Raw genomic sequence first — 14164 nt, 5'->3', positions numbered from 1 at the left:
AGCAAAGGAGACGCTGATGACTAGAATTGAACTTGAAAACCGTGTATGGCTTTTGGCCAATCATGAAGAAAAAAACGAATTGCTGGATCTTGGACTAACATCCAAGGCCAGATATGTGAAACGAGTGCTGGAACTTGGAAAGGTGTATGCTCATGTTTGATTATGACAGAGATATAATGCAACCGCCTGAGGAGCAAGAAGAACTTGACCCTAGCCAATACATCTATGTTGGATGTGGGCAGTATCGATATGTGGGTGATGAAGTATGATTGAGGAATTACTTGCAGAAATCGACAACTGGCGAGCTGAGTATATTCATCTTGGCCGAGAGCTGGGGCAAATCATCAACGACCAACAGGACATTATTTTGAAATTGCAAAACGAAAATCGACGCTTAAAGCGTGAAAATTGGAATTTGAAGAAGACGAAAGGAAGAAAATGACAAATAATCAATTAGCAACGCAGACAAAACGTGATATTACTATTGACCCAAGTTTACTGACCGGAGCAGACATCAAAAAGTATTTTGACCCACAAAACCTGTTGACTGAAAAACAAATAGGTCAGGCTCTAGCCTTATGTAAAGGTCGCAATCTTAACCCATTTGCTAACGAGGTCTACATTGTGGCTTACAAAAATCGTAATGGAGGCACAGAGTTCAGTTTGATTGTCTCTAAAGAGGCTTTCTTGAAACGTGCCGCTCAATGTAAAGACTATGAGGGATTTGAGGCTGGAGTAGTGGCGGTAGATAGCGAGGGTGTTATACACGAACGCAAAGGGGCAATCATGCTCCCAGGAGACACATTGATAGGCGGATGGGCAAGAGTGTACCGTAAAAATTTCAAGGTACCGGTGGAGATTTTCGTTAGCCGAGAGGAATATGACAAGAAACAAAGCACCTGGAACTCTATGCCGGCTACCATGATTAGAAAGACGGCTCTGGTAAATGCTCTTAGAGAGGCTTTTCCTGAGGATTTAGGCAATATGTACACAGAGGATGACGGCGGAGAAACATTTGACCGTATCAAAGATGTCACGCCTCAAGAGAGCCGTGAGGATGTCGTGGCACGCAAGATGGCTCAGATTGAGCAATTTAACAAAGAGCAAGAGGCAAATCATGCAAATCCCGAACCTGCTCAAACTGAGGAGACAATCCAGGGCGAGTTGCTAGACGGTGAACTTGAATATTAGGAGGACAACATGCAAGAATTACAGGTTATTGATGATAAGAAAATCAATAAAATTTATGAAATGATTACAACGGATGAGCTTACTAGAGAGTCTTTTGAAAAAGACCTCATAGAGGCTACTGAAAAGTACAAGGACTATATTCCTACAGCTAGTACTCTCAAAGATGACAAGGCAAAGCGAGCTGAATTTAATAAGCTAATTGAGTCTAAAAATCGTATCCGTATCGACACTAAAAACTTGCTATCAGAGACAGCTAACACATGGGATAGTTATGCAAAGTCAATTATTGAACCATTTGCAACCGTAGTTAGTGAATTTGATAAAGGTATCAAGGAAATTGAAGAACATCAAAGACAACTAAAAATAGATACGGTTAAGAGTTACATAGCCAACAAATCAGCTGAGTACATGCTGGACCCTCGCCTATTTGATGAAAAGGCCCTTGAGTATGTCAAGGCTAGCGATTTCATGGCTGACGGCGTGACGCTTAAAAAAGCCACAATGAAATCACTTGACGACATGGTCACATTTGAGTTTCAGAGACAGCAAGAATTTGAAAAGGCTAAGTCAGCTATTTCAGGGTTATGTGCTGAGTATGGCATGACTGACTCACCTTACATTAGACAGCTGAAAGACTTGACTCTTGCTGGGGTCTTTGAACAAATCAAAGCTGACTATGAATTTGAAAAGCAAAAGGAAGAGCTCAGGCAGACTCAAGAACGAGCAGAGCGAGATAATCAGGAGCTTTTAGCAGCTCAACAAACTAAACAGCAGGAACAAGTTCCAAAATCAACGGAGACCCCAAGTTTTGACCCAGAGACAGGCGAAAACTTGGACGGTGAGCAAATCCCCCAAAATGAGCCTAACGCTCTTAGAGGGGCTGAAAACAACCTAAAACGATATACTCAAAAAATGACTTTAGAGGTGTATTTTGTAGACACAGCCGAAAAAGACCGTTTCAAGGCTGGTCTAAGTCAACTCGGATTTGATTTTAAAAAGAACTATCAAGTCAGCGGTTATCAACGTATTGAGCCATTGACTCAGGCTGAACTCAATGAGCAATGTGGGTGGTAAGTATGAGTAAACAAGTAAAAGATATACTAGAAACTCATGACACAGGCTGCCCACATGGTATTACATTCGCTATACATCAAAACAAAGAGGAATGTATTGCGTTATTTGGTCGTTCTGGATGGCCTGGTCTCAAACCTCGATTTATTTGTTGGAATGAAAGTGTTGAAAACCAAACAACATACAAAACTGAGGAATCCTTACTTAATGCCTATGTTTGTGATGTTGAAAAAATATCGGAAGATTTTATTATCATTCAATTATTGCCCTTTTAAGAGGGGAAAAATAATCAAAAACCAACTATTTCCATTTGGGAAACAACTCAAAAACCAACAAGCCGTGCATTCTTGTAAAACTGCGAACTAGAAAATGCGTCAAAAAAACGGTCGTGTGACCTTGGATGAATGGCGCAAAGAATTTCACTCACGCTTGCCTTGCTCACAATTTGGCAGGCGTGGGATTTTGGTAGGAAGTATGGCAGAGAGGAGATTATGAAACTGAATGAGGTGTTTTGATGAACAGACTAAAAGAATTAAGACAAGAAAAAAAGCTAACTCAAAAGGAAATAGCAAAAGAAATGAGCATATCAGAAAAGACTCTATCACGCTGGGAAAACGGAGAAAGCCAAATTAAACCAGAAAAAGCCCAGCAACTAGCTGACTACTTCGAGGTAAGCGTTGGATATCTGTTGGGGTATGAAAGTAACCCATTGGAACGATTGGAAAGCTTAGTTGATGAACTAAAGGAGCACAAGGACTTGTTAGGAATTCTGGATTGGTACACAGCTTTTGATTTAGCTAATGACATTCTTGCAATAGCAAGCGTGGAAAAAGCTAGATGGCTAGGGAGGTTGAATGCAGGAAAGATTGATTCTTAAATTTGAGTTAAACAGAAAGCAGATGATTAACTCAAATGATAGACCGCACTTTCATCAAAAGTCTAAAATCACTAAGTTTTTACGGCAGTTGGCCGAATACGAGGGCAAGAATGTACTGAGAGATTACTTTGGGTTGCCTTACAGCGAGGACAAGCCTTGCAAGGTTAAGGTTCGGATATATCCTCCGACAAATCGGAAGTATGACCCACCGAACTGGTCGCCTACAAGCAAGGCTTTGTTTGACGGTTTGACGGACGCTAATATTTGGACAGATGATAACTACAATGTGATAGTATCGACTGAGTTTATGCACGGTGGCAAGTCTGGAAATAAGAATTATAGGATTGAGCTGGAGATTTACGAATATCACGAGATATTGCAGAGGATAGTGGATGGGATTTGATAGGAGGATAGAAATATGATTGGAGTAACCTATCAGGAAATTCATCTCTTTGTTGAATTTTTGAAAGAGCAGTACGGGCAAGGTCGTCCAGACTATATTGAAGCACTGAACGACTTAGACGGCTTGGCGAAAGTCTCCTACAGAGAAGCTATTGAAAGATTTTTAGAAGATGAAGTACGATAAACAGATTGTGATTGACGGATTGAAACGCACAATCGAGCAAAACGAAGAGAAGATAATCGAGTATTCGAAGCCGTGCGATGAACGGAAAAGACGCATTAGAGAGCTGGAGCGCGATTTGTTGAAGAAAAAGAATAAAGAATTAAGGCAGAAAGTAGAGGAGTTGAAAGATGAATAAGCAGGAATTGATTGAGAAATACGAAGCGGTTGAATGTCTTGTAGGTATTGTTAGCGGAAAAACTATTCTAAAAAGCGTTCTAAGAGACTTGCAACAACTAGACGAACCAGAAAAAGTCAAGGTTCCGCAGTTTGTGGCTGAATGGATTGAGGAAGCTAGAAAAGCTTGTAAAGACGTGGCAGAATTATTCGAATTTGATTTCACGAACGATGAAGTTAGGAAATGGTTTATGCAAGAAAGACCATTTGATTTAGTAGCTAGAGCTTGGCTTAACGGCTACGAGGTCGAGGAAGAGAAGCGGTATAAGGTTGTAATGCCTAATGTTTCTTCGAGCGGAGGTGTTTTGACCTGTATCAAACATGACGATAGCTGGATTTGGATTGATACACTCGGGACCATCGTCGAAGGGCGAACTCACACTCGCAAAGAACTAGAAGAAGCTGGATTCGGCTGGGTTTTCAATTGTGAAGGTATTGAGATTGAGGAGGTGGAGTGATGATTATCAAGAATTATAAATATGATTTTTCGAGTGGCAGAATACGCTACACAATTGATGTTGATGGCTATGAACAAGCCATGGAACACACAAAGACAGAATACGGAAGTGTACAAAGAAATGATATTGATGATTTCTTAAGTATGGTTGAGGAATACGACTTTCAAGAAGCTGAAATGGTTGAAGAATTTGTGGATTTTCAAAGCCATTTGCTTATGTATGGAATTGATTTTGAATTGGAAAATGAGGTGCAGTGATGAAACGACCAAACAGATATCCTTACACACGAAGTCAATGGGTTGAAGAAACCGTTGATCACTATACATATAAAAGCGATATTTGCTATACAAGTCACATTTTAGAAAATAGACTTACTGGAGAAATTAAGGACAAGGAGGTGAAGTGATGGCAGATGAGCAAAATATTTTAGAGACGCAATTGATTTTAGGTAAGCAAGTTTTAGAAATTGTATTGGATTTGCTAAAAGACGATTCAAAAACAGGGGGAGTTCTACCTTTAAACATAAATGACCATGAATTTACGATTACTATAGAAAAGGAGGTCACAGATTGAAACGTTTTATCGCAATCTGGATATTATTATCTGCTGGACTAAACATCTGGCAGATGGACAGGATTCGAGATTTGGAAGAGAAGAAGCCGTTGGTTATCTACAAGGCGGATAACGTAGGCGCTGAGATATTTGGTAAAGTCGTCGAGAAAGGACGACACGGCAAGCTGTACACGATAACCATTCGTGACTACGGTGTGTTCGTGGTTACGAAGGACGTGTATGAGAAAGTGAAAGTTGGGGATGAGGTGTTACTATGACAGAAACTATTAAACTACCAGACTATTATGAGCCTGATTGGAAAAATGCAAGGTACGGGTCGTTGGAAGAACTTAAAGAATTGTTGCTCTTTAAGCGTATTGTGAAATGGGATAAGGACTTTTTGCTGCTTGAAGACGGCACAAAGGTCACTATTGAAATGTCTGAAAGTGATTGCTGTGCCTCAGCAGGTGGGGAGTTCCAAGATGTATTACTTGACGCTGTGATTACTAATGTTGAAATTGGAGAACCGGAAGAAATCCCCGACCATTGGGGAACTGGTTATAAAAACAAAGTAACTATCTTCCATAATCAGAACCCTGTAGCTATTGCCAATTGTGAAGCAGAGCATAACGGCTATTATTACAGCGTAGGCTCTTTAGTGATTGGTGATATTCATTTTCCAGTTGTTAATGCTTAGGAGGATTTAACATGATTCCAAAATTTAGAGCGTGGGATACCACAAATAAAGAGATGTTTAAAGACACTTTCTCAATAACAGAAAGTGGGCAAGTTGTAGTGGTTGAACAGGAGGATGTCATGTGCCCTCCAGATTATGTTTTTGTTGATAATCTAGTCATCATGCAATCAACAGATATGGTTGATAGGGATGGCAATATTATCTTTGATGGCGATATAGTCAAAATGTCTAAGGATGTCTATTCTGAACCGACTTATTACGAGGTTGTAAGGCATTATGGAGGAGCCTATCGTCTTGAATCAAAACAACACGGATGTGAATTGTGGTTACGCCATACTGATTGTGAGGTTGTAGGCAACATCTACGAAAACAAGGAGTTGCTAGATGCCTGACGTAGAATGGATTATGGAGAATTGCCATATGATGCGTGACAATGGTATCTGGGCAGGAGAGAAGCAGATTTCCTACGCTAGTCCAGATGGGCAATATACGTATTACGTAAACAAGCGTAAAGATGGCACTTATTATTTACATGGAGCGTCTAAACATTATGGCAGGACGTAGATGGACAGAAGATGAGGTTGATTATCTGGAGTGGTACGTCTTGTCCAGAGAAGAGCATGATTTAACACAGGCTTGCAAGTTTTTGGATAGAAGTTACCAAGCAGTTCGGTCAAAATTAGCCAAACTCCAGAAATACAATCCTAACTTGCAATTTCAGCCCAAATGGTCAGACGCAGATGATAGCTATATCCTGAAATACTACCAACGCTTTTCGTACAAGACCTTGGCTCGTATCTTAGGACGTAGTGAGAAAGCCATTCGAGACCGTATCCGAAAATTAGGGAAACGAAAAATTTTAGACTTGACTATATTTCACAAAGATGTAGTTTCGCTAGCCAATCAAGGTATAGCTGTAAAAGATATCGCACAAAAATTAGGACTACATTACAATCAGGTATATTACTACTTGAATAAACATCATATTCCTTACAAAAAGCGAGAGTTTAGAAATCAAAGTAACAATTTCGCTTGGAGGAATTTGAATGATATGATTTTTATGAGGAGGACTTAACATGACAGACAACATAAACAAACCAAGCCACTACCAAGGTGCAAACGGTCTTGAGGCTATCGATGTTGTGCATAACTTCGTTGGGAGCCTTTCCGGAACGTCTGCTTTCTTTTGGGGCAACGCAATCAAGTATATGTTACGGTTTCAAAAGAAAAACGGTCTGGAAGACCTGAAGAAAGCCAGAAAGAACCTTGATTGGTTGATTGAGGAGATGGAGCATGAGAATTAAAACATCAATGGGAACAATCATCAATGTTAACAAGATAAAGCGCAGTATCACAGTTGAGGGTATTGAATTGGGCTCAGATTGTCGCGCTTTAGTATCTAAACACAAAGATGGTACAGGTACAATAACACTAGTTTTTGATGGGAAAATAATTTAAAAAAGGAGTAAAAACAATGTTTACACAATACAATCATGAAACAGGAAAAACGACACTTACAAAACTTGCTAAGGGCGGTATCATTACAGTTGCAGCAATTGCTTCACTTGGTATTTTTCGTCTCACGGCCGTGAAGCGTATCTCAGCTAATACAGTTGGAGTTAAAGTTAGCGCAATTGGAGGTGTGCAAGAAAATACCATGCAAACAGGATATCATCTAAAAATGCCATTTATTGACAAAGTCTACACCTTATCTACGTCTGTTCAAACAAAAACAATGGAGAAAATCACGACTCAGACAAAAGACGGTCAATGGTTGAATACGAATATCGATGTGAAATATCGTGTCAATAAGGAAAAAGCTATGACGGTATTCTCTAACTACACTACTTTGGAAACAGTAAATGATAGTGTAGTATCTCCAGCAGTTCAACGTGCTATAGAATCGGTAACAGGTAATTATGATATCTATGATGTGCTGGGTGACAAGCGTACTGAGGTCTATGAGGCAATTGATAAGGCTCTTAAAGAAAAATTTGAGTCTTACGATTTGGAGTTTGTTTCTTTTACAATCACAGACCAAGATGCAGGAGACGAGATTGAAGCAGCAATCAAAAATGAATCGGTCAAACAAAAGGAAATCGATACAGCTAAACAGGAACAAGAAAAAGCAAAAGTTGAAGCTGATACTAAAAAAGTTCAAGCTCAAGCAGAAGCAGACGCAGGTATCATTAAAGCAGAAGGTGAAGCCAAGGCCAACAAAGCTAAGTCAGACTCAATCACAGATAATCTTATCCGGATGAAAGAAGCAGAAGCCAGAGAGAAGCATGGCTGGGTTACTGTTAACGGTGCAGGTAGTGTGATCACGAATAAAGAATAAAATAAAAAAGCCAAGACACCCTCTGTCTCAGCTAATAGTTCTCGCAAAGACTATTATATCACAAAGGAGATAGAGAGTGAACAAGGCTAAAGAGCTATTGAAAGAATTACAAGACCTTGACATGGACATCCAAAGCCGTATAGATGAAATCAAAGAGCTTGAGGCAGGTTTGCTTTCAAGTCCTAAGTGGTCAGGTGTCAAAGTCCAAGGTGGACAGACTAGAAAAGTTGATGATGTCTATACTCAGTTGGTAGTGATGAAAGAGGCTATAGAGCAGGATACTAAAGAGGTTATTAACAGAAAACTTGAATTAGGTCGAATGATCAACAGGCTTAAAAATCCCAAACACAGGGCGGTATTAAGAATGACTTACATCAACAAAGGCACCGCTGATAGCGTTTGTTATGATTTGAAGATGAGTCGTACAACCTATTACAGGTTAAAAAATGAGGCGGTTTTAGCTTTGGGAGAAGTCATCTAACCTCATAGTGATCGTATGGGACTTTTTGGAACAGCACGGTTCTAAAAATCTGTTAGAATGGTAGTGTCAAGAATTGAAAAGAGAGGTACCTGAAACCAGAGTGTCGTAAAGGGCATTGATGGTTCGAGTCCTTCCCTCTATTTCGTTCATTGATGTCTCCTTTATAACTTTTATAATAATTTTGAGGTTTCGGCCTCTCAGACAGTAAGGACAGGTTAGCAGGTTGTTTGGGTCTCCTTAATTTTTTTACCAAGCGTGCGTTTTACTGCTAGACCAGTTGGTTCGATTCCAGCTACTGTCATTTGAGTGTTTGTGTCCCAGAATGGGGTAGGCAGTAGGCTTAGCATTCATATATCACTCATTAACTTAAAAATGGTTGCGGAGCGACTAGACCTTGCATGATTGCGTAGCTACTTATATCCTAGGTAAGTTATAAGCTAGAGGGTTTGATTCCCTCAGAGGTTGTAAAGACTACAAAAAAATAAAAAAAGGAAAACTCTCAAATTGATTACTAATTAACACGCAAGGTTGTAGTCGTCTTGCAAGAAGGTCGCACATCGTGTGGCTTTTTTGATTTACAAAACGGACAAATAGGAGGTAATAGGTTGGGCAGAGCACGAGACCCAAACCGAGATAAAGCTTTTGAGATTTATAAGCAGAATAACGGAAACATCACTAACCGCAAGATTGGTGACATGTTGGGTGTGCCTGAAAAAACTATCTCAGTTTGGAAGTTAAGAGATAAATGGAGTGAATGTAGTACTACAAAAGATGAATGTAGTACTACAAAAAGGAAACGGGGAGCGCCGAAAGGCAATACGAATAGTAAAGGCGGAAGTATAGGTAATCAAAATGCCCTTAAACACGGTCTGTTTGCTAAGAATCTACCTCAAGAGGTATATGAGATAGCGCAAGAGCTTTCAGGAAAACAGCCTATCGACATTCTTTGGGAAAACATCACGTTGACCTATGCTAATCTGCTACATGCTCAGCGCATTCTGTATGTGCAAGATATTGAGGACACTACTAGCCTGCTTATAGCTAGTACAGCGAAAGGCGGAGAAAGCTATGAAGTTCACACTGCTTGGGATAAGCAAAATAAAGCTTTGGTGTCGTTAGCGAGAGCGCAAGGAGAACTTAGAAATATGATTAAAACATATGATGAAATGACTCGCTCAAGCCTCGCTACAGAAGAGCAGAGATTGAGAATTGAGGTAATGAAGTCTAAATTATCTGAAGACGAGCCTGAGAATGTACACGATGATGGCTTTATCAAAGCATTAGAAGGGATAGTCGAAGAAACGTGGCGAGAAGAAAAATAAAGACCAATACATTCGAATTTCAACCTTTTAGCAAAAAGCAGAAGAAAGTGCTAACTTGGTGGCTTTGGAACTCTCCGGATTATGAATCGGAAGGCATTATCGCTGATGGTGCTATCCGTTCTGGTAAGACTGTCTCTATGAGTCTAGCCTTCGTTATCTGGGCGATGACATCATTCAACCATCAGAACTTTGCGATGTGTGGTAAGACAATCGGCTCTTTCAATCGTAACGTCCTGAAACTGTTGTTAGTTATGATACAGTCAAGAGGTTTTAGCTACGTCTATCATCGGACGGATAACTTGATAGAAATCACAAAAGGCGACGTGTCGAATGATTTTTATATCTTTGGTGGTAAGGACGAAAGTTCACAGGATCTTATTCAAGGTTTGACGCTGGCAGGAATCTTTTTCGATGAAGTGGCGCTTATGCCAGAGTCGTTTGTTAACCAGGGCACAGGTCGGTGCTCTGTGACAGGCTCTAAGTGGTGGTTCAACTGCAACCCAGACGGGCCTTATCATTGGTTTAAAGTTAATTGGATAGACAAAGCAGAAACAAAGAATATGCTTTATCTGCATTTTGATATGGACGACAACCTTTCTCTTTCAGAGAACATCAAGAAGCGTTATAGAAGTCAATATCAAGGTGTTTTCTATCAGCGATATATCCAAGGTCTTTGGACGGTTGCAGAAGGTATTGTCTACGATATGTTCAGTAAGGATAAGCATGTTGTATCAACCTTGCCAGAAATGAGTAAGCTGGGCAAATATGTTTCGGTCGATTACGGTACGCAGAATGCGACCGTTTTTCTTTTGTGGGAAAAAGATATCAATGGCAAGTATTACTTGACAAGAGAATATTATTACTCAGGTCGTGACGAGAACGTACAGAAGACCAATGCCGAGTACGCTGATGATCTAACTGCTTGGCTAGGAGATACGAACATCGAACGTATTATTATTGACCCGTCTGCTGCTTCATTCATTGCTGAATTGAAGAAGCGAGGATATAAAATCAAAAAAGCTAGAAATAATGTTCTTGAAGGCATTCGTTTTGTTGGGTCTATGTTAGGCCAAGAGAAAATAGCAGTACATGAGAGTTGTGTGAATACGCTGAAAGAGTTCCACGCTTATGTCTGGGACGAGAAAGCTTCGGCAAACGGCGAGGACAAGCCTATCAAACAATTCGACCACGCAATGGACGCCCTGCGTTATTTCTGCTATACAGTATTATTCAAGTCAGGAGGTATGACTGTTTGGAAATAGAAGTAATTAAAAAAATAATCTCGTCGCAGATGGTTAAGCACGGAAAGTTTGTCTCACAAGCAGCTGAAGCCGAGAAATACTATCGTAACGAGAATGATATTAAACGAAAGCGTAAGCCTGCCGATAAAAAAGGAGCTGAGAACGAAGCGAAAGCAGAAGATAATGCGTTTCGTAATGCTGACAACCGTATTAGTCACAACTGGCACCAGTTATTGCTTGACCAGAAAAAGGCTTATGCGTTGACCTATCCGCCTACCTTCGATGTGGACGATAAAAAGGTAAATGATATGATCGTGGATGTCTTAGGAGACGATTATGAACGTATCAGCAAGCAGCTTTGTGTGAATGCAGGAAACGCTGGCATCGCTTGGCTTCATGTTTGGAAAGACGCTAGTGATAACTCGTTTAGATATGCTTGCGTGGACTCAAAAGAAGTGATACCAATCTACTCAAAGTCTTTGGATAAAAAGTTGATTGGGGTACTGCGAGTATACTCTAGTATTGATGAAACAGATGGTAAGAATTACACTGTTTACGAATACTGGAACGACAAAGAGTGCTCTTTCTATCGTCACGAAGAAAATAAGCCGCTGGAAGAATTAGAGACATTCCAGGCAATCTCTTTGGTTGATACCATGAATGGCGACCGCTCAAGTGACAATAGTTTCAAGCATGATTTTGGCCTTGTTCCTTTTATTCCATTCAAAAACAATGAAATCGAGACCAACGACTTGAAACCAATCAAAGACCTAGTTGATGTTTACGACAAGGTCTTTAGTGGGTTTGTCAATGACACAGACGATGTCCAAGAGGTTATCTTTGTTCTTACAAATTACGGTGGGCAGGACAAGCAAGAGTTTCTTGAAGATTTGAAACGCTACAAGATGATTAAGATGGACAACGATGGTATGGGAGACCAGTCAGGAGTTACAACCATTGCGATTGACATCCCAACAGAAGCTAGAAATCTGATTTTAGAGCGGACTAAGAAACAAATCTTTATCAGCGGCCAAGGGGTTAACCCTGAAACAGATAAACTAGGGAACAGTTCAGGCGTTGCTTTGAAGTTCCTTTACTCTCTTTTAGAGTTAAAAGTTGGGAATATGGAAACTCAGTTCAGAAGTGGATATGCCACGCTTGTCAAGATGATCTTGAAACATCTAGGGTTATCCGATAAACTCAAAATCAAGCAAACATGGACACGGAACTCAATCAATAACGATACAGAAATGGCTCAAGTAGTTTCTACTCTTGCAACTATCACATCAAGAGAGAACGTAGCTAAATCGAATCCAATTGTAGAAGATTGGCAGGATGAACTACGCTTGCAGAAAGCTGAACAAGAGGAACAATCTGAAAAACTCTACGACATGGAAGAGGTAGAGCATGAGTCGGAAACTGAATAAAAAAGAGAAGATTGCTTTCATCGAATCTCTTGATGACCTCAACCGAGAAGAGAAAGACAGATTGCTATATGAGCTGGCTCAGATTGACGACCTCAGCGAGATAATAGACTACATCGATAATTTATACCGCAGAACACTAAAACGCATTGCAGGTCGTTTAGAGTCGTTCGAGAGGGTATCTAAAAATCGTAGCGACTCATTACCATTTTATCTGTTATCCCTGACTAAGACTGACCAAATGAAAACCAAGCAAGAGATTGCTAGCTTTGTTAAGAAACATCCTGATTTAACAGAGTGGTCAAGGTCAATAAAGGTCAAAACAAATGCAGATGCCTTGTTTGCTGGTGTTGAGATGGATATCGCTGAAATGACTGGTAAAATCAATAAGCGAATAGAAACACACCTCAAACAAACCTACCAAGAAACCTACTTAAATCGTGCTTACAACTACCATAGACAGACCAAAAGAGAACCGAATTTCAAGCCTGAGCGCCTAGAAGAAGAGTATCTTCAAAAGGCAATCACCGAAAACTTCAAAGGTAAGCGGTTCTCTGAGCGTGTTTGGGGCAGCAATATGGATGAATTGGTTAGTAGAGTAGAATCGCTTGTAACCAATGATTTAAACCGAGGCTATCCGATAGACCAGTCTAGTAAGCTTCTAGCAATTGAGTTCGAACGTGCTCGTAATCGTGCAGTTACTGTTTTGCAGACGGAAACGAACGGAATTCAGGCTCAGGCAACATTAGATGAATACCAAGACGACAATATCAAGAAGTACAGGTATCTAGCGACCTTAGAGGTTCACACATGCCCTATTTGTGGCGAGTTAGACGGTAAGGTATTTCTTGTTAAGGATGCAGAAAAGGGTGTGAATTATCCTACTATGCACCCTCATTGTCGATGTACAACGGTTCCTGCCTTAGAAAAAGGCGGGAAACGCTATGCAAGAGATATTGAAACAGGAAAAGGCTATGAGGTTGAAAGTGGTCAGACCTTCAAGGATTGGCGAAAGCAACAACTTGATAAGTATGGCCAAACTGCTATCAAGGACAAGCTACAAGCTGAACGATTGGAAAAGGACAGAGTCCGCAGAACCAAGGAACAGTTCATAGCTTATAGGCAGGTTTTAGGCCCTCAAAATATACCCAAAACATTTGCAGGTTTCTATGATTTGAAGTATAATGATGCTGAGGGATATAAGGATCTAAAAGACCGCATCAGATGGGCAAAGTCCAAGTTTCCTACTGAGAAATCTTTAAATGGACATTTCAAAAGTCATGGGAAAGAGTTCGGAGCGGAAAGCCCTGAAGAATATCAACAATTGGCTAGAAATTTATTATCTTCTGTTGTCTCTAAAAATATTATAGGTTATGATACTGGAGAAAGAAGAGTTCGATTTAATCGAGAAACGGGGACAATTGCGATTGGGAAAAGAAATGCCTCAGGAAAAGCGAGAATAACAACTATGTTTAAGCCAGATGATGGAGAGGAATATTACCATGACGACTATAAAAAAGAATATAATAATGATTGACGGATGGGAACATGTGCATTGCCCCGTATGTGGAAATTTAGTAGAAACTTATGATATTTGTGATGTTTGTCATTGGCAAAATACGGGAGCATTTAATATCGATGGCGGTCCTAATAAAATGACACTTGCGGAGGCTAAAGAAGCTTACGCAAAAGGCTTACCGATTAGATAAACAA

Annotated in this window: 26 protein-coding genes and 1 pseudogene; all 27 read left to right on the top strand. The window is 40.2% G+C overall.

The window, feature by feature from the left end; all coding sequences use genetic code 11:
* Nucleotides 1-16: 16 nt before the first annotated feature.
* The 27 genes and pseudogenes from OC529_RS03975 (at nt 17) to OC529_RS03845 (ending at nt 14160) form a co-directional block, all read left to right on the top strand.
* A complete protein-coding gene (locus tag OC529_RS03975) occupies nt 17-160 on the top strand; it encodes a hypothetical protein (RefSeq protein ID WP_000196747.1) in 144 nt (47 codons plus the stop codon).
* A 105-nt stretch (nt 161-265) separates the two neighbouring features.
* Nucleotides 266-442 (top strand): hypothetical protein, encoded by a 177-nt coding sequence (locus OC529_RS03970; RefSeq protein ID WP_262081411.1) that lies wholly within the window; start codon nt 266-268, stop codon nt 440-442.
* Nucleotides 439-1191 carry a phage recombination protein Bet gene (gene bet, locus OC529_RS03965; protein WP_262081410.1) on the top strand — a complete coding sequence of 251 codons (753 nt, stop codon included), beginning with the start codon at nt 439-441 and terminating at the stop codon, nt 1189-1191. Before OC529_RS03970 ends, bet begins: the two co-directional genes overlap by 4 nt.
* Before the next feature lie 9 nt (nt 1192-1200).
* Nucleotides 1201-2265: a DUF1351 domain-containing protein gene (locus OC529_RS03960; RefSeq protein WP_262081409.1), complete on the top strand. Its 1065-nt coding sequence runs from the start codon at nt 1201-1203 to the stop codon at nt 2263-2265.
* Nucleotides 2266-2267: 2 nt separating this feature from the next.
* On the top strand, nt 2268-2537 hold the full coding sequence (locus OC529_RS03955; protein ID WP_262081408.1) for a hypothetical protein: 270 nt from the start codon (nt 2268-2270) through the stop codon (nt 2535-2537).
* A 94-nt stretch (nt 2538-2631) separates the two neighbouring features.
* Nucleotides 2632-2757: a hypothetical protein gene (locus OC529_RS03950; protein WP_262081407.1), complete on the top strand. Its 126-nt coding sequence runs from the start codon at nt 2632-2634 to the stop codon at nt 2755-2757.
* A 19-nt stretch (nt 2758-2776) separates the two neighbouring features.
* Nucleotides 2777-2968: pseudogene (locus OC529_RS03945) on the top strand (helix-turn-helix domain-containing protein); the annotation flags it as partial.
* A gap of 148 nt (nt 2969-3116) precedes the next feature.
* A complete protein-coding gene (locus OC529_RS03940; protein ID WP_262081406.1) occupies nt 3117-3542 on the top strand; it encodes a hypothetical protein in 426 nt (141 codons plus the stop codon).
* Nucleotides 3543-3557: 15 nt separating this feature from the next.
* Entirely contained in the window at nt 3558-3725 is a 168-nt protein-coding gene (locus tag OC529_RS03935) for a hypothetical protein (RefSeq protein WP_262081405.1), read from the top strand.
* Nucleotides 3712-3900 carry a hypothetical protein gene (locus OC529_RS03930; protein WP_262081404.1) on the top strand — a complete coding sequence of 63 codons (189 nt, stop codon included), beginning with the start codon at nt 3712-3714 and terminating at the stop codon, nt 3898-3900. Before OC529_RS03935 ends, OC529_RS03930 begins: the two co-directional genes overlap by 14 nt.
* Nucleotides 3893-4396, top strand: coding sequence for a DUF1642 domain-containing protein (locus OC529_RS03925; RefSeq protein ID WP_262081534.1), 504 nt, complete (start codon nt 3893-3895; stop codon nt 4394-4396). Before OC529_RS03930 ends, OC529_RS03925 begins: the two co-directional genes overlap by 8 nt.
* A complete protein-coding gene (locus tag OC529_RS03920; protein ID WP_262081533.1) occupies nt 4396-4653 on the top strand; it encodes a hypothetical protein in 258 nt (85 codons plus the stop codon). Before OC529_RS03925 ends, OC529_RS03920 begins: the two co-directional genes overlap by 1 nt.
* Nucleotides 4654-4801: 148 nt before the next feature.
* A complete protein-coding gene (locus OC529_RS03915) occupies nt 4802-4969 on the top strand; it encodes a hypothetical protein (protein WP_262081532.1) in 168 nt (55 codons plus the stop codon).
* Nucleotides 4966-5226 (top strand): DUF1372 family protein, encoded by a 261-nt coding sequence (locus tag OC529_RS03910; RefSeq protein ID WP_262081401.1) that lies wholly within the window; start codon nt 4966-4968, stop codon nt 5224-5226. The genes OC529_RS03915 and OC529_RS03910 overlap by 4 nt, the downstream gene beginning before the upstream one ends.
* Nucleotides 5223-5645 (top strand): hypothetical protein, encoded by a 423-nt coding sequence (locus OC529_RS03905; RefSeq protein ID WP_262081400.1) that lies wholly within the window; start codon nt 5223-5225, stop codon nt 5643-5645. Before OC529_RS03910 ends, OC529_RS03905 begins: the two co-directional genes overlap by 4 nt.
* A gap of 11 nt (nt 5646-5656) precedes the next feature.
* Nucleotides 5657-6037, top strand: a complete 381-nt coding sequence (locus OC529_RS03900) for a YopX family protein (protein WP_262081531.1) — start codon at nt 5657-5659, stop codon at nt 6035-6037.
* Nucleotides 6030-6209 (top strand): hypothetical protein, encoded by a 180-nt coding sequence (locus tag OC529_RS03895; RefSeq protein WP_112444006.1) that lies wholly within the window; start codon nt 6030-6032, stop codon nt 6207-6209. Before OC529_RS03900 ends, OC529_RS03895 begins: the two co-directional genes overlap by 8 nt.
* Entirely contained in the window at nt 6160-6720 is a 561-nt protein-coding gene (locus OC529_RS03890) for an Lrp/AsnC family transcriptional regulator (protein WP_262081530.1), read from the top strand. Before OC529_RS03895 ends, OC529_RS03890 begins: the two co-directional genes overlap by 50 nt.
* A 1-nt stretch (nt 6721) precedes the next feature.
* Nucleotides 6722-6949, top strand: coding sequence for a DUF3310 domain-containing protein (locus OC529_RS03885; RefSeq protein WP_262081529.1), 228 nt, complete (start codon nt 6722-6724; stop codon nt 6947-6949).
* On the top strand, nt 6939-7103 hold the full coding sequence (locus OC529_RS03880; RefSeq protein WP_262081528.1) for a hypothetical protein: 165 nt from the start codon (nt 6939-6941) through the stop codon (nt 7101-7103). The genes OC529_RS03885 and OC529_RS03880 overlap by 11 nt, the downstream gene beginning before the upstream one ends.
* A 16-nt stretch (nt 7104-7119) precedes the next feature.
* Entirely contained in the window at nt 7120-7983 is an 864-nt protein-coding gene (locus OC529_RS03875) for an SPFH domain-containing protein (protein WP_262081527.1), read from the top strand.
* Between the two features lie 76 nt (nt 7984-8059).
* Nucleotides 8060-8464 carry a DUF1492 domain-containing protein gene (locus tag OC529_RS03870; RefSeq protein WP_173278716.1) on the top strand — a complete coding sequence of 135 codons (405 nt, stop codon included), beginning with the start codon at nt 8060-8062 and terminating at the stop codon, nt 8462-8464.
* Between the two features lie 605 nt (nt 8465-9069).
* Nucleotides 9070-9786, top strand: a complete 717-nt coding sequence (terS, locus tag OC529_RS03865) for a phage terminase small subunit (protein ID WP_262081526.1) — start codon at nt 9070-9072, stop codon at nt 9784-9786.
* Nucleotides 9783-11048, top strand: a complete 1266-nt coding sequence (locus tag OC529_RS03860) for a PBSX family phage terminase large subunit (RefSeq protein WP_262081549.1) — start codon at nt 9783-9785, stop codon at nt 11046-11048. The genes terS and OC529_RS03860 overlap by 4 nt, the downstream gene beginning before the upstream one ends.
* On the top strand, nt 11039-12454 hold the full coding sequence (locus OC529_RS03855) for a phage portal protein (RefSeq protein WP_262081525.1): 1416 nt from the start codon (nt 11039-11041) through the stop codon (nt 12452-12454). The genes OC529_RS03860 and OC529_RS03855 overlap by 10 nt, the downstream gene beginning before the upstream one ends.
* Entirely contained in the window at nt 12435-13988 is a 1554-nt protein-coding gene (locus tag OC529_RS03850; RefSeq protein ID WP_262081524.1) for a minor capsid protein, read from the top strand. The genes OC529_RS03855 and OC529_RS03850 overlap by 20 nt, the downstream gene beginning before the upstream one ends.
* Nucleotides 13981-14160 carry a CPCC family cysteine-rich protein gene (locus tag OC529_RS03845; RefSeq protein ID WP_223335869.1) on the top strand — a complete coding sequence of 60 codons (180 nt, stop codon included), beginning with the start codon at nt 13981-13983 and terminating at the stop codon, nt 14158-14160. Before OC529_RS03850 ends, OC529_RS03845 begins: the two co-directional genes overlap by 8 nt.
* The last annotated feature ends 4 nt before the right edge of the window (nt 14161-14164 follow it).

Origin of the sequence: Streptococcus sp. Marseille-Q5855 (assembly GCF_946901985.1) — a bacterium.
Taxonomy (GTDB): domain Bacteria; phylum Bacillota; class Bacilli; order Lactobacillales; family Streptococcaceae; genus Streptococcus.
This window is presented reverse-complemented; position numbering and strand designations above follow the sequence as displayed.